The sequence below is a fragment of the Nonomuraea purpurea genome (genome assembly GCF_042650645.1).
Lineage (GTDB): Bacteria > Actinomycetota > Actinomycetes > Streptosporangiales > Streptosporangiaceae > Nonomuraea > Nonomuraea purpurea.
Map to the genome: position 1 here is coordinate 250,311 of NZ_JBHSBI010000005.1, position 17,915 is coordinate 268,225.

Sequence of the window (17,915 nt, forward strand, 5' to 3'; positions counted from 1 at the left end):
CCTTCAGCAGGTGTCGCGGTAAGGCAGCTCGGGCAGGTGACGGGCCCAGTCCTGAGGGGACAGGCCGCCGTAGCGGGAGCAGATGTCGTCGGCGGTCGGCGGGGGGCCGCCTCCGAGGTCGATGGTCAGGACGGTGCCGCGGCCGGTCAGCACCCGCAGCCGCCGCCCGTCCGGGGTGAAGACGGCCTGCGCCGAACGGTCCGCGCCGGTCGCCGCCACCGGCCGTGCGGCGAGCAGGGCGCCGTCGGAGAGCCGCCACACCCGTACGTGATCGTTGTCCGTGCCGGCCAGCAGCCGCCCGTCGGCGCTGAAGCGCAGGTTCCCCGGGGAGGGCCGCAGCCGGGTGTCCTCGGTGGGGACCCCGTCGAGTTCGTAGACCTGGATGCCGCTCTCCTCGGCGATCGCCACCCGCCGCCCGTCCGGGGCGAAGGCCGCGTACTCCCAGGGCATCCGCTCCAGCCACGGCGCGGGTGTGGCCCGGCCGTCGCGGCGCAGCTGCGACTCCTTGCCCGCGAACACCAGCGCCACCCGATCATCCGGCCCGACCACGGCGTACTCGCCGACGTAGGCGGCCCGCCGCGCCCGCAGGTCCCATGCCCATCGCTCGCCGGACTGCCTGGCGGCCGCGAACAGCAGCCCGCCGCCGGGACTGAACCACGCCGACTGTTCGCCTGGCGTGCCGAGCCCTCTGCCGAAGGGCGGGCCGAGGCGCGCGGTGGCGACGTCCCACAGGTAGGAGCGGTCGACCCCGACGAGGGCGAGGGTCCGGCTGCCGGGTGCCCAGGCCATCGCCCGCACACTCTGCTCGGGCCCTGCCGTACGGGCGATCTCGCGGCCTGTGTCGAGGTCGTAGACCCGCAGCGTCCCTTCGTCCAGGGACGCGAGCCGGGCCCCGTCGCCGCTGACGGCGTGCATGGAGCGCGGCCCCGCCAGCGGGTCGGTGAAGGCCGCCACGGCCGCGTCCACGGCCCCCAGCGCCCGCCGCGACTCGGGGACGGGGGCCAGCCGCCAGGCGGCCAGGCTCAGCCGGCGCGCCGTCACCGGGTCGGTCAGCCGCAGCGCCTCCGCCCGCGAGGCGGCCACCCTGGCCATGGCGTGTTCGAGCCGCCGTTCCGTCTCGCCCTGCTGCCGCAGCGTCTGCCAGCCTGCCAGGAGCACGACCACCGCCAGCAGTCCCGCCGTGAACACCCTGCGGCGGCGTGCCCGCCGCCGCACCCGCGCCACCCCCGCGTCGAGGAACGTGCGCTCGCCCCCGCTCAACGTCACCCGCCGCCGTCCGCCTGCCGCCCACGCCAGCGCCCTGTCCAGCGGTTCCCCCTGGAACAGCGCCGCCTCCTGCCGCCCGCCCGCCTCCCATCGCCGCGCGGCCCGCGCCAGTTCGCGGTGCACGGCCAGCCCGTCCCGCTCGCCGTCGAGCCATTCGCGCAGCCGGGGCCAGGCCCGCAGCAGCGCCGGGTACGTGATGGCCAGGGTGCCCCGATCGCTGATCAAGCCGGCCTTGCCGTACGCCTCCAGCACCCGCCTGATCGAGGCCGCCTCGTCGTCGGAGCGTCCTGAGACCAGTTCGTCCCAGGCCACCTCGTCGTCGGGGGCCACCTCCACGAGCCGCAGGAACACGTCGGCCACCAGTTCCTGGTCGGAGGGGGCCAGGCGCGCGTAGAGGGCTTCGGCGCGGGCGCCGAGCGGCGGGTCGTCGACGGGTTCTGGAGGGAGCAGGCGGCCCTGCTGGGACTGCGGGGCATCGAGCAGGGACATCAGGAGCTGGCGGGCGTTCGGGCGGCGGTCGGGGTCGGGGTGCAGCGCGGCGGCGACGATCCCGCGTAAGGGGCGATCCAGACGTTCGCCCTTGCCTAATCGGTCGTCGGCGCCGTAGGCGGCGTAGACGAGCAGCCGCCCCCAGGCGTGCACGTCGGCGGGCGGGCCGCCGTCGCCGTCCGCCAGGCCCAGCCCGACCAGCCGGGGCCCCTCGGCGCCCAGGACGACCTTCTCGGGGGTGAGCGCGCCGTGTGCGGCGCCGGCCTCGTGCACGGCCGCGAGCGCGGTGGCGGTGGCGGTGGCCAGCCGGTAGAGGTCGTCGCCTGTGTAGGGGCCGTGGCGGTTCACGACCTGGCGCAGGGTGGGGCCGGGGACGTACTCGCTGACCAGGTAGGGCGGCTCGCCGTCCGGGCACGCCTCGGTCAGCGTGGCCACCGACAGCGAGCGGACGTGCCCGGCCGCTTTGGCCGAGGCGGCGAACCTGGCCCTGGACGCGGCGTCCGGCAGCAGGGGCACTCCCAGCGCATGGCGGGTGCCCGACTCGTCGTAGGCTTCGCGGACGATCACGTGCCCGCCGCCGTCGAGCCGGGCGCCGAGCCAGTAGCCCCCCAGCCGATCAGTCATGCGGGACCAGAGGCCGCCTTCCCGTCAACGTTGTAGCCGAGCCCGATGCTGTGGCCACTCCTCTTCGAGGATGCCGAAATACGCGGTGTCGCGCCAGGTTCCGTCGGGCCTCTTGCGGTGGCGTCGCAGGGTGCCCTCGTGCACGCCGCCGATGCGCCTGATGGCGTTCTGGGATCTGAGGTTGCGGATGTCGGTCTTGAGCAGGACGCGGTTGTAGCCGAGCTCGAAGGCGTGGTCGAGGAGGAGCAGCTTGCAGGCGGTGTTCACGGCCGTGCGCCAGACCGAGCGGCCGTACCAGGTCCAGCCGATCTCGACGCTTTCGGCGAAGCCGGGCACGTCGCCGTAGGTCGTCCAGCCCACCGCCCGCCCGCTCTCGACGGGGACGACGGCGAACGGCACGTGCGCGTCGTCGTCCATGAGCCCTCTGGCGACCTTGCCCAGTTCCTCCTCGGAGCGCGGCGCGGAGACCGGCATCCACCGCCAGATCTCCTCGTCGCAGCCCCCTGCGGTGAACAGGTCGGGAACGTGGTCCAGGGTGAGCGGTTCGAGCCGGACGACGTCGTTCTCGAGCACCACAGGGGCAGGCAGCTTCGCGGTCATGGCGGCAACCCTAAGGGTGTCCGGGAAATGGCTTTGATGGCCACATGCACCTTTTTGTGGGAGACCACCTGTCGACACTCATACCGGCCGGTCGGTAGGCTCACGGCATGGACTTCGCCTTCGACACCGTCACCGAGGACCTGCGCGAACGACTGCTGCGCTTCATGGACGAATGCGTCTATCCCGCCGAGGCCCCCTTCGAGGAACAGGCGGCGACCAGCGGCTGGGGCCCTCCGCCGCTGATGGAGGAGCTGAAGGGCGAGGCCAGGAAGCGCGGACTGTGGAACCTGTTCCTGCCCGGCGAGCACGGCGCCGGGCTGACGAACCTCCAGTACGCGCCGCTGGCGGAGATCATCGGCCGGAGTCCGACCATCGCCCCGACGGCCACCAACTGCGCCGCGCCCGACACGGGCAACATGGAAGTGTTGTCCATGTTCGGCAGCGAGTGGCAGCGCAAGGAGTGGCTGCGTCCGCTGCTCGATGGGGAGATCCGCTCGGCGTTCGCGATGACCGAGCCCGACGTGGCCTCCTCCGACGCCACCAACATCGCCACCTCGATCGTCCGCGACGGCGACGAGTACGTCATCAATGGCCGCAAGTGGTTCATCTCCGGCGCGATGAACCCCACCTGCAAGATCTTCATCGTCATGGGCAAGACGGACCCCGACGCGCCCAAACACCGGCAGCAGAGCATGATCCTCGTGCCCCGCGACACGCCGGGGATGCACATCAAGCGCGGCATGCACGTCTTCGGCTACACCGACGCCGACCACGGCGGCCACGCGGAGATCGTCTTCGAGGACGTCCGCGTTCCCAAGGAGAACCTCATCGGCGAGGAGGGCGGCGGCTTCGCCATCGCCCAGGCCAGGCTCGGCCCCGGCCGCATCCACCACTGCATGCGCCTGATCGGCATGGCCGAGCGGGCGGTCGAGCTGATGTGCAGGCGGGCGCTGGCCAGGACCACGTTCGGCAAGCCCGTCGCCCAGCAGGGCGTCGTCCAGGACTGGATCGCCGAGTCCCGCATCAGGATCGAGCAACTGCGCCTGCTCGTGCTCAAGACGGCCTGGCTCATGGACACGGTCGGCAACCAGGGCGCCCACACCGAGATCCAGGCCATCAAGATCTCCACTCCGATCACCGTGGAGTGGATCCTGGACAAGGCCGTGCAGGTGCACGGCGCGGGCGGCGTCTCGCAGGACTTCCCGCTGGCCGGGCTCTGGGCGGGGGCGCGGGCCCTGCGCCTGGCGGACGGCCCCGACGAGGTGCACAAGCGCTCTCTTGCCTACCAGGAGCTGAAGCGATGGATGTGACCGACGTCGAAGCGCGGGTGGCCGCGCTCCTGGAGGCGCACGACCCCGACGGCGACCGGCTGGAGTTCCTGCGGGCCAGATTCGACGCGGGGCTGGCCTGGGTGTGGTTCCCCGAGGGGTGCGGCGGGCTGGGAGCGCCCAGGGACCTGCAGCAGGTCGTCGAACGGGAGCTGGCCCATACGCCGCAGATCGACCCCGGTGCCCAGGTCATCGGCCTGGGCATGGCCGCGCCGACGATCCTGGCCTTCGGTACGGAAGACCAGAAACGCCGCTTCCTCCGCCCGCTGTGGACGGGGGAGGAGATCTGGTGCCAGCTCTTCAGCGAGCCGGGCGCCGGGTCCGACCTGGCCACGCTGGCGACCAGGGCCGTCAGGGACGGGGAGGAGTGGGTGGTGGACGGTCAGAAGGTGTGGACGTCGGGCGCCCACCACGCCCGCTGGGCCATCCTCGTCGCCCGCACCGATCCCGACGTGCCGAAACACCGCGGTCTGACGTACTTCGTGTGCGACATGCGCGCGCCCGGCGTCGAGGTGCGGCCGCTGCGGCAGATCACCGGCGAGGCCGAGTTCAACGAGGTCTTCATGACCGGCGTGCGGCTCCCCGACGACCTGCGGCTCGGCGCGGTCGGCGACGGCTGGCGGGTCGCCCAGACCACGCTGATGAACGAGCGCGTCGCCATCGGCGGCGCCCCCGTGGGGCGCGGGGGCGGCATGGCCGCGGCGGTGCTCGACGCCTGGCGCGAGCACCCCGAGCTGCGCACCCACGACCTGCACCAGCGGCTGCTGTCGCTCTGGGTGGAGGCCGAGGTCACCCGCCTGTCGGGGGCGCGGCTGCGCGAGCAGCTCGCCGCCGGCCAGCCGGGCCCGGAAGGCTCGGGGATGAAGTTGTCGTTCGCCGAGCTCAACCAGGCGCTGTCGGGGTTCGACGTGGAGTTCCGGCGCGATCTCGGCTACGACGACTGGACCTTCCGCCGCTCGGAGGACGTCGACTTCTACGGCCGCGGCCCCGGCTACCGCTACCTGCGGGCCAAGGGCAACTCGATCGAGGGCGGCACCTCCGAGATCCTGCGCAACATCATCGCGGAACGGGTGCTCGGACTGCCCTCGGAACCCCGCGTCGACAAGGACGTGCCATGGAAGGAGCTGCCGCGATGACACTCCTGTACTCCGAGGTCGAGGAGGAGCTGCGCGCGGCCGTGCGCGGGCTGCTCGCCGACCGGTGCCCGCCCGCCGCCGTGCTCGCGCGGATCGAGTCGGACCCCTACGACCTGGACCTGTGGAAGACCCTGGCCGGCGAGATCGGGGTGGCGGGGCTGCTGATCCCCGAGGAGCACGGCGGCGCGGGGGCGACGGCCAGCGAGGCGGCCGTCGTGCTGGAGGAACTGGGCCGGGCGGTGGCGCCGGTGCCGTTCTTCACCAGCGCGGTGCTGGCCACGCGGGCGCTGCTGCCCACCGGCGACGCCCTGCTCGCAGAGCTGGCGGAGGGGCGCAGGGCGGCGGCGCTGGCGGTGTCGTTCGCGGCGTCGCCGTACCGGCCGGGGTGGGGAGCCGCGCTGCGGCTCGACGGCGCACGCCTGTCGGGGAGCGTCACCGGCGTGGCCGGGGCGGAGGTCGCCGACGTGCTGCTGGTGCCCGTCGATGGCACGCTCTACGAGGTCACCGAGGGCGCCTCGGTCGAGGTGGCGCCCTCGCTCGACCTGACCAGGCCGGTCGCGACCGTGACGTTCGACGGGGCGCGGGTCAGGCCGGTGGGGGCATGTGATCTGGCCGAGGTGTTGCGGGCGGCGGCGGGGCTGCTGGCGTCGGAGCAGCTCGGGGTGGCCGAATGGTGCCTCGACACGACGCTCGCCTACGTCAAGGAGCGCCGCCAGTTCGCCAGGCCCGTCGGCTCCTTCCAGGCGATCAAGCACCGGCTGGCCGACCTGTGGCTGGACGTGGTCAGGGCCAGGGCCGCCGCCAGGAGCGCCGCCGCCGACCACTCGGCCGTCTCGGTGGCCGTGGCCCAGGCGTGGAACGCGGAGGTGGCGGTGCGCGTCGCCGAGGAGGCCGTGCAACTGCACGGCGGGATCGGGATGACGTGGGAGCACCCCGTGCATCTCTATCTCAAGCGCGCCAAGGCCGCCGAGATCGCCCTCGGCACGCCCGGCGACCATCGGGCGGCGCTGGCCTCACTCGTCGACGTCCCCGGCCCCGAGTGAGGTGAGCAGCAGGTCGGCGAAGTGCTTGCCCACCTGGGCGCCGGTCAGCGGCCCCGCCGTGTGGAACCACGTGCCCAGGTGGTGCACGGAGCCGAAGAAGTAGTCGACGACCAGCTCGGCGGGGACGCGGTCGCTGAAGATGCCCTGGCGCTGCCCCTCGGCCACCAGGGCGCGGAAGCGCTCGTGGTAGCGGCGGCGCTCGGCGCGCACGTTCTTCTGCGTCTCCGGCGCGAGCAGGTGCATCGACCTGAAGAAGATCTTGGAGTCGTCGAGGTTGGCGGTCGTCGTCTCCACGACGTCGGCCGCCGCCCGGTGCAGGCGCTGGCGCAGCGTCCCCGGGCCGTCGGCGATCTGCGTCAGCCGGTCCATCTGCATGCGCAGCACCCGGCCGTAGATCTCGTGCAGCAGATCATCTTTGGAGTCGAAATAGTGGTACATGGCGCCCTTGGTGACGCCGGCCGACGCGACGATCTCCTGCACCGAGGTGCCCTCGAAGCCGCGCTCGGCGAACAGCCTGGTCGCCTCGGCCAGCAACCGCGCTCTGACCGGTTCTTCCTTCACATCGTCCCCCTTGTCACCGCCTTAGCATACCGACTGGTCGGTCGAGGGCCATTTGCTGGTCTTGCGGGTACTAATTCCCTCACCTTAGGCTCGCCTTGGTTGAGAGGCGGGTATCTCTTGATCGGCGAGGGATCTTCGGTGCGGCAGATCCCGTATTCCATCTACGCATTCGGGGAGTTTGCCGTGGCTGGTGGCTCTATCTACGTGCAGCCAAACGACAAGTACACAGGGTCGTCCCCGCAATGGTGGTACGAGAAGTTCTGGCGGGAGGACGCCGAGAACCGGCGCCGGGCCCGGTACGTCAAGGCCGGCGTGGGGTTCGTGATCGGGGTCGCGCTCGCGCTGAGGTTCGATCTCACGGGCGCCTCTCCGTTCATCGGCCTTCTGCTCGCCGGCCTCGTCGCCGCGGGAGACTGGTACCTCGACTGGCGGGCCTTCCACAAGACGGCCGTGTGGCGTGGAGCCCGGCGGGGTGAGACGATCACCGCACGGAAGTTGCGCAGGTCGCTGAGCCGGCGCGGCTACAGCGTCCTCGACGGCCGGGCCATCCGAGGTCAGGCCTCCATCGACCACCTGGTGATCGGCCCCGCGGGGGTGTGGATCATCGACAACGAGTCGTGGAGCCCCGACACCGAGATCGCCTGCTACGTGGGAAGGCTGTTCTTCGGCGAGAAGTACGGCAGCAAGACCGCCAAGCCGCTGGTCGAGGCCGCCGAGGCGTTCGCCGAGCTGCTGACCCGCGAGTCGGGCGTCCCCGTGACGATCACGCCGATGCTCGCCGTCCACTGCGGGATCCTGCCCAGGAGCGGCATGGTGGTCGCGGAAGGGCTCACGCTGCTCAAGCCGCGGCTGGCGGCCAAGGTGATCAGGTCGGTCGAGGGCAGGGTGCTCAGCGCCGAGCAGATCGAGGTGCTGACCCGCATCGCCGCCAGGGAACTGCAGCGCGTGTGAGGCGCTTTCACGCCAGGGTCTCGATGAACGCGGTGAGCTGGGCGACGTTGCGGCACTCCGACATCGGCACGACCGAGCCGTACGCGCCCGCGATCGAGTCGCCCGTGTCCCACTGCGCCTGCGGCTCGGGGTTGAGCCAGTAGGCGTGGCGGCACCCGGCCGCCAAAGACCTGAGCACGTCCAGGGCGGGCTGCTGGTAGTTGGAGCGGGCGTCGCCGAGGATCAGCAGCGAGGTCCTGGGGCCGATCGCGTCGCCGTACCGTTCGGCGAAGCGCTCCAGCGCGTGCCCGTAGTTCGTGCGGCCGAAGCGGACCATGTCGGCCTCGTTCGCCAGCCGCGTCATCGCCTCGACGATGTCGGCGCCCGGCACGAAGAACCGGGTGATCTCGTCCACCGTGTCCACGAAGCCGAACGCCCGCACCTTGGTGAACTGCTCTCTGAGCGCGTACGTGAGCAGCAGCGTGAAGTGGGCGAACGACGAGACCGAGTCACTGGTGTCGCAGAGGATGACCAGCTCGGGCTTGTGCGGCCGGGGCGGCTTGAAGCAGGTCGTGAGCGGCACGCCGCCGCTCTGCAGCGAGGCCCGCATCGTCCTGCGGAAGTCGAGCCGGCCCCGCCGGCCCTTCCTGTGCTTGATCGTCAACCGCGCGGCCAGACGCCTGGCCAGCGGGTACACCTCCCTGCGCAGCCTGGCCAGGTCGGCCTTCGTGGCGCGCAGGAAGTCGATCTGGTCGAGCGGCGGACGGACGGCGGAACGGGCGATGCGCTCGACGCCCGACTCCTCGGCGATGCGGCGGCGCACGTCGGAGGCGACGGCGTCCTCGAAGCGCCGGATGCCGGCGGTGACGCGGCGGCGCACGTTCTTCTCGGCCAGGCCGCCGCGTTCGCCGTCCCGCAGCACGTTCCTGAGGATGCCGGCCATCAGCGTCTCCGGCGACAGGGCGCGCAGCACGCTGAAGGAGAACCAGCTCTGGCGTCCCGGGCTGGCCGGTTGCCTGCCGAAGCGCTCGACCATGGCCTGCGCGAAGGCGCGCAGCTCCTGCTCGGCCCCCTCGGTGCCTTCGGTGAGCAGGTGGGCGAGGTGGTCGCGGAGCTCGGGGACCGTCGCCGTCTCCGGATCGATGGCCTGGTGCGGACGTTCGGCGTGCAGGCCGGTCGTCGAGGCCGGGAACCACAGGTCGAACAGCACGTCGAACCCCGGCCGGTAGGCCGGTTTCTTCACCAGCGTGGCCGCGTAGGCGGCCCGCAGCGACTCGCGGTCGGCCAGCTCGATCACCCGCAGCGCCCGCGCCGCGTCCAGCCCTTCGGCAGGCGACACCGGGATCCCGGCCGCCCGCAGCGCGCGCAGGAAGCCGACGTGCCGCTCGAGGAGATCAGGCATCCGGCAGCCCCAGCTCCTTGATCGCCCGCGTCTGGTCGGAGGCGTGCTTGAGCACCACGCCCAGCGTCCCGGCCATCGTGACCTCGTCCAGCTCCGCGCGGCCGAGCGCGAGCAACGTGTTGGCCCAGTCGACGGTCTCGGCCACCGACGGCGCCTTCTTCAGCTCCAGGGCGCGCAGCGTGGCCACGGTCCTGGCCAGTTGCTCGGCCAGGCCGGTCCGGATGTCCGGCACCTGACTGAGCACGATGTCGCGCTCACGCTCGGGGGTGGGGTACTCGATGTGCAGGTAGAGGCAGCGCCGCTTGAGCGCCTCCGACAGCTCGCGGGTGGCGTTGGAGGTCAGCACGACGTACGGCCTGCGGGTCGCGGCGATGGTCCCCAGCTCGGGGATCGTGATCTGGAAGTCGGACAGCAGCTCCAGCAGCAGCCCCTCGACCTCGACGTCGGCCTTGTCGGTCTCGTCGATGAGCAGCACGGTCGGCCCCTCGGCCCTGATGGCCTTGAGCAGGGGCCGCTCCAGCAGGAACTCCTCGGAGAAGATGTCGTCGTCGGCGCTGGTGGCCTGGATGCGCAGGAGCTGCTTCTTGTAGTTCCACTCGTACAGCGCCCTGGCCTCGTCGAGCCCCTCATAGCACTGCAGCCTGATCAGCTCGGCGCCCGTGGCCCGGGCCACGGCCTTGGCCAACTGCGTCTTGCCGACCCCCGCGGGGCCCTCGACCAGCAGCGGCTTGCCCAGCGCGGCCGCCAGGAACACCGAGGTGGAGACGGCGTCGTCGGAGAGGTAGTCGACGGCGGCGAGCCGCTCCGTCACGTCGGCGGGCGAGTCGAACATCAACGCTCCTGTCTGGGATGCCGAACTTTATTCTAGCCATGGCCGTCCGGCTGATACCGATTCGACCAAGCTCTGGATCGCCGGTATATTCCTTCCTGCAAGCGCCGCTAGCTCAGTTGGTTAGAGCAGCTGACTCTTAATCAGCGGGTCCGGGGTTCGAGTCCCTGGCGGCGCACCGCACAGAAACCCCAGCTCGGCACGCTGAGCTGGGGTTTCTCGGTTCTTGGAGGACCTCCGTCTGTCTCTGGATAGACCGAGGCGCGCCGTTGGTTGCTTTTCGGCACGGTTCCGGCACATGATCGGACGTTCATCGCCGAAGCGAGGGCCAAGGTCGGCGCGGCCGAAGTTCACCCGCTAGCAGATCTGCACCGCGACCGCGATCGCCGAAGCCGGCGGCCGGCCGGGAGTAGAGATACTCCTTGGCCGTCACGACAGCCGTGGCCAGCCCGGCCCGGCTGCGCACGATGCTGCGCCACCTCGCCAAGGTCCTGCATCCGGGTGCTCAACGACTGCTTCTATCAGCCCACTGTCGCCGTCTGCGGCAAGCGCGAAGCCGCTCGGCCGCCCACTGCCGATGATCAACATGTCCCAACTCACGACGGGCTGCCGTTCACCTTCCCCGTCTCCGCATGGCCCGGGACCAGGCCCAGGACGCCCTCGACGCTCCGGACGAGCTGAGCTTCTGGCGGCTCCGACGGTCGCCCGGCCGGAGGTCGATCAGTTGCACAAGGAGGATGTGTTGTTGAAGACACACCGAGGTCGCGGCACACGCGGCCTCATCCGGACCACCCTGGCATCGGCTCTGCTGCTCAGCTCCTGGGCGATGACCGGCCTGACCACCGCAGCCACCGCCAACAGCGCCCAGGCCGCAGCTCCCTCGAACACCTACCGGATCACCAACGTCGCCTCACACAGCACGCTACGCGCCTACCAGGCAGGCGAGGAGGTCTTCGTCTCCAGCACCCGGGAAAGCCCAGGCCCGTTCGAACTCTGGCACTTCGAACGGAGCGAGAGCGGATACACCATCCAGAACGTCGGCCTCAGCATGACCCAAACGTCCGACAGCTACGCCGCAGCGCGGCAGGCAACAGAAGGAGAGGCGGTCATCACCAGCCGCGACGCCACCGTCTGGTCCATTGAGCCGGCCGGCAACGGCACCTTCGTCATCAAGGTCCCCGGCGAGGACCTGCTCTGGAATGCCGAGCCTCCAGTGATCCCGCGAGGCAACGTGAAGCTGCGCGACGCGAACGGATCCGACACCCAGCGCTGGACCTTCGTCCCAGCAACGCAATGAAACGTCCGCGCACCCGGCCCTGACCACCCAGACGCCCTGTTTTCCTGATCGGGGCGGCCCCGGCCACCAACCCCGATCTCCCACCTTCCAGCCACCCCTGACGAGCCATGGCCCGCCCTCTCACGCGAGGAGGCGGGCCATGGTTCCGGATCCGGTTCGGCTCGGGGAAGCGTACGGACGCCTACGCGCGCCTGCTGAAGCTCACGAAAACGGACTCCAGTGCGCTCGATGTCGTGATCGGCATGGCTCGGCGACGGTCGCCTAACTTATCTGGTACCGGAGTGGATCGCCGAACGCTAGGTCCACACACGAGCCCAGCTGCGCCTCGCTCGCCCCTGACTGAGGACCTGCCTCATCCATGAGAGAAACCCGCCCGCCCCGCTAGCTCAACACTCGCCCGGGCCCGGCGCGGGTTTCGGAACTTCCGTCCCGCACTCGCCCAACCGGTCGGCGCACCCATACGCACCAGACCCGGCTCCGGGACGTCCGCCAGGCATCCCAACCGCCGACCCGCGCCCCGCTACAACGTCGGCAAGACCGTCAAACGTGGCCGCACCCTCGCAGCACTTCAACAATTCGGAGGACGAAGAACAGGTTCAGTACGACCCGTGGTCCCAAGTACTGCTTGCTCCGCCGCTCTCGTGGCTCGAACTCCCACTCCCGGAGCTCGAGCCCCCACCCCCGTGACTTGAACCCCCGTTGCTGTGTGTGGAGCCGCCATCGTGATCAGAGCTCTCCCCGTTGCCCGATCCTCCGCCATGACCCGAACTCTCCCCAGAGTCCCGATCTCCATCGCGGCTGGAAGCGTCGCTGTCCCCAAGGCCTGCGTCCCCTGTGCCCCATGGATCCCCGATGTCCCATTCATCCCCTCCGTCCTCCCCATCGTCACTCAGGTTCTCACCATCGGCCAGACCCATGCCGGCCTCGCTGTTGCTGCTTGAACCTCCGCCACCAGCGGGGTGCAGACCGCTGTCGTGGCCTTTGAGTCCCGGCCCGGTCATGTTGCCCTCGTCCGTATCGTCTTTCCACGGCAATGTCTCGGAGAAGCCCACCGCGAGCGCCTCCCTCAGATCCAAGTCGTCGAGCACGCTCAGTCCATACAAAGCCATCGCAAGGGACGGCGACGTGCTCACCGACGTGAGTGGGCACACTGCCCTCGCGTCCTCCAGCACGCCTTCGCCGATCCGCGTCGGTGAATCGGCCACCGCCTTGCCGCGTCTGCGCGCCGACGACAAAGCCTGCCCGCTCAGAGCAGCCACGACCGCCGCAATGGCGAGGGCCAGCGTCCGCATCCAGAGGCCGCCCTGGAGGAGTATCAGGACCAGCTCGATTGCAGCCGTGGCGAGCGCCGCCGCCGAGGACCAGCGGAGTACGCCAAGCCACCGGCGAAGGTGGCCGGAGGAGGCGCCTGGATCCAGCAACCCCAGAGCGGTCAGGAACTCCTTGATCTCGGCCACCTCGGAGCTCGCAGCAACTTCCCGCTTTAGTGAGCCCGCCTGGGTCACTGTACCGGCCGGAAGGCGGTCCAGCACGGCTCTCTCAACCCGGTCGGCAATGCCGGGACCGTCGATGACGCGCTGCACTCCGCCTACCCGGGAGACGAGCACCGCTCCGGACGAGGCCATCACCCCCAAAGCGGTGGTCGCCACACCCTCAGGTCCGCCAACCAGATAGGCCACCTCGTAGTGACCAAGCCCGCGTGACCGGGCGGCCGCTGCGGCGGTTCGGAGGGCGGCCCGAGTCCCACTGATCACTCCTCCGGCCCAGAGAGCCAGAGCGGCCAGCGCCATCGCTACTAACAAGAGCATCAAATCCATGTACGCCTCCGCATGCCGTTCAGCGAGGGATCATCAGGATCTCAGACTTGAATCTCTTTATGCGGAAAGGGCCACCTGCTTGATCATGCTGCTCATTCTCCCGACGGCTCGGCCACGACGAGCACGAACGCTCCGGCAACGAGACGGGTACGCCAGGTTGAACTCGTAGAGTCGTGGCGGCGATCGAGATCAGCGCCATCGCGCCCGCCAGGATCGCGGAGGTCGCGACCGGGCCGATGGATCCCACCAGGAGCCCGCCCCCGAGGTTGCCCAGGGGAATCGTGCCCCAGGTCACGAACCGGGCGGCGCTCTGCGTACGGCCCTGCAGGTGGTCGGGGGTGAGCGCGTAGCGGTAGAGGCCGACCAGCACGTTGAAGGCGGGCCCCGTCGCCCACGTCACGCCGACCACCGCCCCCAGCCAGATCGGATCCTCCAGCAACGGCAGCACCGCCAGCAGCGCGGCCCACACCCACAGCGAGCCCAGCAGGACGGCACGGTTGCTCAGGCGGCGCAGAATCCACGGCGCCACCAGCGACCCGAGGACAGCTCCGGCTCCCAGGAAGGCGAAGATGCCGCCGATGAACGCGGGCGAGGCCCCCAGTTCGCGCGCGTACGATCAGCACCAGCGACGGCGGCGTGAAGACGATGTTGCAGCCGCCGATGAGCACCACCAGGGTGCTGAGCAGCCGCTGCCTGAGCAGCCATGCGATCCCCTCGTGGTCGGGGATGAAGCGCGGCACCCGCCTCTGCGCCTGCGACCAGCCGCGGGCGGCCACCACGTCCTGCTCGCCGGCCGCGCCGATCACGAGCGCCGGACGCGACTCCACCGCTCTGGAAATCGCTGGCGCCGTACAACCTGGAACGACGTCCCGGCGTTTGGTTATAGCGAGTGATCATCGCCAACGGATTCGGAAAGGGAGAAGACGGAGTGCGAAAGACGACGACGAGAGCGGCGGGCGCGTTCCTGCTGGTGGCCGCGTCCATCATCGTGTTACCCGCCGCCCATGCGAGCGCCGGGGTAGCGGGGAACGCCCGCAGTGTCACCCTGATCACCGGCGACCGGGTGGTCCTCGCACCGGACGGAAGTCCCCTGGTCACGCCGGGCGAGGGAAGGAAGGGTATCGACTTCCACACCTTCGGCAGTGGCGGGCGGTTGCGGGTCGTGCCGGGTGACGCGATCGAGCCCCTGCGGCAGGGGCGCCTGGATCCGCGCCTGTTCGAGGTGAGCGCGCTGGCCGAGTCCGGTTACGACGACCGGCGTCAGGACCTGCCGCTCGTCGTCACCGGCGCGCCCGCGCCCAGATCGTTGCGCGGCGGGGCGGGGCAGCGGGAGCTGGCCGCGGTCGGCGGCTTCGCCGTGCGGCAGGACAGGGCACAGGCCGTCCGGTTCTGGCAGGACCTGCGGAACGTCGGAGGCAAGATATGGCTCGACGCGCGTGTCAAGCTGTCCCTTGACACCAGCGTCAAGCAGATCGGCGCTCCCGCGGCCTGGGCGAAAGGGCTGACCGGCGCGGGAGTCAAGGTGGCGGTGCTGGACTCCGGCATCGACAGTGCCCATCCGGACCTGGTCGGGAAGGTGGTCGCGCGGGCGGACTTCACCGAGACGCCCGACGAACGGGATGTGGCCGGGCACGGCACACACGTGGCGTCCACCATCGCGGGCACCGGAGCGTCCTCCGGCGGCAGGTATCGTGGGGCGGCGCCGGACGCCCAACTGCTGGACGGCAGGGTGTGTGAATCGGGTTTCTGCACCTACTCCGCCGTTCTGGCCGGGATGCAGTGGGCCGCCGACCAGGGCGCCCGGGTGGTCAACCTGAGCCTGGGCGGCCAGGACGAGCCCGGTCTCGACCCGCTGGAGGAGGCCGTTCAGCGACTGAGCGAGAGCCACGGCACGCTTTTCGTGGTCGCGGCGGGCAACAGCGGGGCCGAACGTTCGGTCAGCTCCCCCGCCAGCGCGGACGCCGCCCTGGCCGTGGGGGCCGTGGACAGGACGGACCGACTGGCGGACTTCTCCAGCAAGGGCCCGCGCGTGGGCGACTCCGGGCTGAAGCCGGAGATCACCGCGCCGGGCGTGGAGATCACCGCCGCGCGGAGCAACGACAGCGCGGGCAGCGGGCCGTACGTGGCCATGTCGGGGACCTCGATGGCGGCCCCGCACGTCGCGGGAACGGCCGCGCTGCTGGCGGGCGCGCACACGAGTTGGAAGGCGGCGGAGCTGAAGGCCGCGCTCATGGGCTCGGCCAGGCCCCATCCGCAGACGGGGGTGTTCTCCCAGGGAGCGGGACGCGTGGACGCCGAGCGGGCAGCCACGCAGGCGGTGACCGCGGACCCGCCCGGCCTGGGGTTCGGCCTGCAGCGCTGGCCACACGCCGACGACGAGGTGCTCACCAGGAAGCTCACCTACCACAACCACGGTGATACGCCGGTCACCCTCGACCTCGGCGTCACGTCGGGCACGACCTTCTCCGTGAGCCCGGCCACGCTGACGGTGCCCGCCGGCGGACAGGCGGAGGCGACGGTGACGGCGGACACGCGCACCGGCGAGCCCGACGGCTTCCTCGGCGCTTTCGTCGAGGCCAAGGGACCGGGCGGCGTCGTGGTGAGCACGCCCGCCGCGGTGGAGAAGGAGATCGAGAGCTACGACCTGACCGTCAACCAGACCGACCGGTCGGGCAAGCCGACGGCCGACTACCAGATGGTGATCTGGCGGCTGGACGCCGCGGGACCGTCGCCCCAGGTGTTCTGGCCGACCGAGAGCTCGATGACCTTCCGCCTGCCCAGGGGCGAGTACCTGCTGGACACCACCATTCTGAGCGAGGACGGCGTGGCGCTGCTGGTGCAGCCACGCCTGCGCCTGGACAGGGCGTGGACCGTCGAGGCGGACGCCCGGCTGGGCCGACCCACGTCGATCCGCCCGCCCACGCCCGGCGCGGTGCTGAAGGAGGGCAGCGTCGCGTACTCGTTCAGGACGCCCGACCGGTTGAACACCAGGGGCTGGTACTCGAGGAACTTCGCCAGGGCGTTCACCGCGCAACTCGGCCTCGAGCAGACAGAAGAAGGCATGCTCACCCGGGTGAGCGCGCACTACCAGGCGGGTCAGGACAGTTACCAGCTCGCCTGGTTCGAGCGGGACCGCATGATCACCGGCTATGACCGGGCGGTGGATCCCAAGGATCTGGCGCGCGTACGTGTCGACGTCGCGGAACATCTGCCGGGCGCCCGCGTGCTGGTGGGCCGTCAGGCCGTGCCGAGCCAGGGCGTCATGCTGACGCATGCCAGCCTGAACGAGCTCACCCCGCCGTCGACGTTGACCGAGTACGTCAACACCGACGACGGCATCCGCTGGCAGGCCGCCGTGGCTGAGTCCGGGGCCGACGGCCAGATCACCGCGTTCTCGTCCGCTCCCGTGCGGTTGCGGCCGGGCAGCGTCACCACGGAGTTGTGGAACCGTGGAGTGTTCGGCCCCTCACTCCCGTCAGGGGACCAGCCGCGCGAGCCCGCGAGCCGCACCGGCGACGTGATCGCGGTGAATCTGCCGATGTTCGGCGACGGGCGCGGGTCGATCGGGGATTCCGGGCCGGCCACCGAGCACGTATCCCTCTACCGCGATGGCGAGCTCGTCGGCGAGAGCGACTGGCTGATGGAGTGGTTCACCGTACCGCCGGGCGAGGGGACGTACCGGCTGGTCGCCCGCGCGGAGCGGGGAGAGTCTGCGGTGTTGTCCACGCGCAGCTCGGCGACGTGGACGTTCCGGTCGGAGAGCACGAACTCGCCGACCCGGCTGCCGCTGTCCGTGGTGCGGTTCACCCCGGACCTCGACGTGCGGAACTCCGCTCCGGCCGGGCGGCGCTTCGTGGTGCCGTTCACCGTGCAGCGGCTGGCCGGAAGCGCGGCGGGCCCGGCACGTGAGGTGGTCGTGGAGGTGTCCTACGACGACGGCGTGACCTGGAGCCGGGCGAAGGTCGCCGGGTCCAAGGTCGTCCTGGACCATCCCCTGCGCAGCGGGTTCGTGTCGCTTCGGGCCAGCTTGGCCGACGTTCACGGCAACATGGTGGAGCAGAGCGTGATCCGCGCCTACCGGATCACCGCGCCGTAGCGGTGCGTTCGCTCCCGGCGGTCCCTGGCGGGGCCGCCGGGCACGTCCTTTCAGCGGTGGTAGCAGCTCTGGGGCGGGTGGTTGGTCCGGACGGCGACCGTGTCCTCGTTGCTGATCGACTTGTGTTGTCGATGCCTCGGGAGGTCAGCGCCGTGCGGCGGGGCGCTCAAAGACCTCAATCCCAAGGAGCGGAGACACCCACCCGACCGGGTCCAGCGCATGGGATCCCGCCGTCGCAAGACCCTCGTCGTCTGCTGTGAATGCCATGAGGACATGCACGCCGGACGTCCCACACGCACACCACGATGAGCGCTGGAGAGCCGGCTGCCACGGAAAGCGGGCACGGCTGGTTCGGAGGCGCCGTCAGAAAAGGGCCAGGTCAGCTGGCACCTTGTCGGCGCCCTACCCTGCTTCACGGACGGATCTGTGGAGCCGGGAGGTGCGACTCCTCCCGGCTGCCCGACAGGCTGGCGCGTACTGTCTCTGGCTGGACATAT

Annotated in this window: 13 protein-coding genes and 1 tRNA gene; 7 read left to right on the forward strand and 7 right to left on the reverse strand. The window is 70.7% G+C overall.

Annotated features, from left to right (window positions below):
* Positions 1-3: 3 nt before the first annotated feature.
* Both ACFOY2_RS12425 and ACFOY2_RS12430 read right to left on the reverse strand, forming a co-directional pair.
* A complete protein-coding gene (locus ACFOY2_RS12425) occupies positions 4-2,379 on the reverse strand; it encodes an nSTAND1 domain-containing NTPase (protein WP_379528120.1) in 2,376 nt (791 codons plus the stop codon).
* A gap of 24 nt (positions 2,380-2,403) precedes the next feature.
* Complete coding sequence (locus ACFOY2_RS12430; RefSeq protein WP_379528121.1) at positions 2,404-2,979, reverse strand: GNAT family N-acetyltransferase; 576 nt, start codon at positions 2,977-2,979, stop codon at positions 2,404-2,406.
* Positions 2,980-3,086: 107 nt separating this feature from the next.
* Between ACFOY2_RS12430 and ACFOY2_RS12435 the strand changes: the two genes are divergently transcribed.
* The 3 genes from ACFOY2_RS12435 to ACFOY2_RS12445 are packed head-to-tail and all read left to right on the forward strand — an operon-like array spanning position 3,087 to position 6,486.
* Positions 3,087-4,289: an acyl-CoA dehydrogenase family protein gene (locus ACFOY2_RS12435; RefSeq protein ID WP_379528122.1), complete on the forward strand. Its 1,203-nt coding sequence runs from the start codon at positions 3,087-3,089 to the stop codon at positions 4,287-4,289.
* On the forward strand, positions 4,280-5,443 hold the full coding sequence (locus tag ACFOY2_RS12440; RefSeq protein WP_379528123.1) for an acyl-CoA dehydrogenase family protein: 1,164 nt from the start codon (positions 4,280-4,282) through the stop codon (positions 5,441-5,443). Before ACFOY2_RS12435 ends, ACFOY2_RS12440 begins: the two co-directional genes overlap by 10 nt.
* A complete protein-coding gene (locus ACFOY2_RS12445) occupies positions 5,440-6,486 on the forward strand; it encodes an acyl-CoA dehydrogenase family protein (protein ID WP_379528124.1) in 1,047 nt (348 codons plus the stop codon). The genes ACFOY2_RS12440 and ACFOY2_RS12445 overlap by 4 nt, the downstream gene beginning before the upstream one ends.
* Here the strand turns inward: ACFOY2_RS12445 and ACFOY2_RS12450 are convergent.
* Positions 6,457-7,047 (reverse strand): TetR/AcrR family transcriptional regulator, encoded by a 591-nt coding sequence (locus tag ACFOY2_RS12450; protein ID WP_357808396.1) that lies wholly within the window; start codon positions 7,045-7,047, stop codon positions 6,457-6,459. The genes ACFOY2_RS12445 and ACFOY2_RS12450 overlap by 30 nt on opposite strands.
* A 183-nt stretch (positions 7,048-7,230) precedes the next feature.
* Between ACFOY2_RS12450 and ACFOY2_RS12455 the strand changes: the two genes are divergently transcribed.
* Positions 7,231-7,998: a nuclease-related domain-containing protein gene (locus tag ACFOY2_RS12455; RefSeq protein WP_379528125.1), complete on the forward strand. Its 768-nt coding sequence runs from the start codon at positions 7,231-7,233 to the stop codon at positions 7,996-7,998.
* Positions 7,999-8,005: 7 nt separating this feature from the next.
* Here the strand turns inward: ACFOY2_RS12455 and ACFOY2_RS12460 are convergent, their stop codons facing one another.
* Positions 8,006-9,379: a vWA domain-containing protein gene (locus tag ACFOY2_RS12460; RefSeq protein ID WP_379528126.1), complete on the reverse strand. Its 1,374-nt coding sequence runs from the start codon at positions 9,377-9,379 to the stop codon at positions 8,006-8,008.
* Positions 9,372-10,211 carry an AAA family ATPase gene (locus tag ACFOY2_RS12465; protein ID WP_379528127.1) on the reverse strand — a complete coding sequence of 280 codons (840 nt, stop codon included), beginning with the start codon at positions 10,209-10,211 and terminating at the stop codon, positions 9,372-9,374. The genes ACFOY2_RS12460 and ACFOY2_RS12465 overlap by 8 nt, the downstream gene beginning before the upstream one ends.
* Positions 10,212-10,312: 101 nt before the next feature.
* Here ACFOY2_RS12465 and ACFOY2_RS12470 point away from each other — a divergent pair.
* Positions 10,313-10,386, forward strand: a tRNA-Lys gene (locus ACFOY2_RS12470).
* Positions 10,387-11,034: 648 nt separating this feature from the next.
* Positions 11,035-11,505, forward strand: coding sequence for an RICIN domain-containing protein (locus ACFOY2_RS12475; RefSeq protein WP_379528128.1), 471 nt, complete (start codon positions 11,035-11,037; stop codon positions 11,503-11,505).
* A gap of 596 nt (positions 11,506-12,101) precedes the next feature.
* On the opposite strand, the gene ACFOY2_RS12480 is transcribed toward ACFOY2_RS12475, so the two are convergent.
* A complete protein-coding gene (locus ACFOY2_RS12480; RefSeq protein WP_379528129.1) occupies positions 12,102-13,322 on the reverse strand; it encodes a TIGR04222 domain-containing membrane protein in 1,221 nt (406 codons plus the stop codon).
* 19 nt (positions 13,323-13,341) lie between these two features.
* The gene (locus tag ACFOY2_RS12485; protein WP_379528301.1) at positions 13,342-13,923 is read right to left on the reverse strand and encodes an MFS transporter; all 582 of its coding nucleotides are present in this window, start codon (positions 13,921-13,923) and stop codon (positions 13,342-13,344) included.
* Positions 13,924-14,250: 327 nt separating this feature from the next.
* On the opposite strand from ACFOY2_RS12485, the gene ACFOY2_RS12490 reads away from it, so the two are divergent.
* On the forward strand, positions 14,251-17,418 hold the full coding sequence (locus ACFOY2_RS12490; RefSeq protein WP_379528130.1) for a S8 family peptidase: 3,168 nt from the start codon (positions 14,251-14,253) through the stop codon (positions 17,416-17,418).
* Positions 17,419-17,915: the final 497 nt, after the last annotated feature.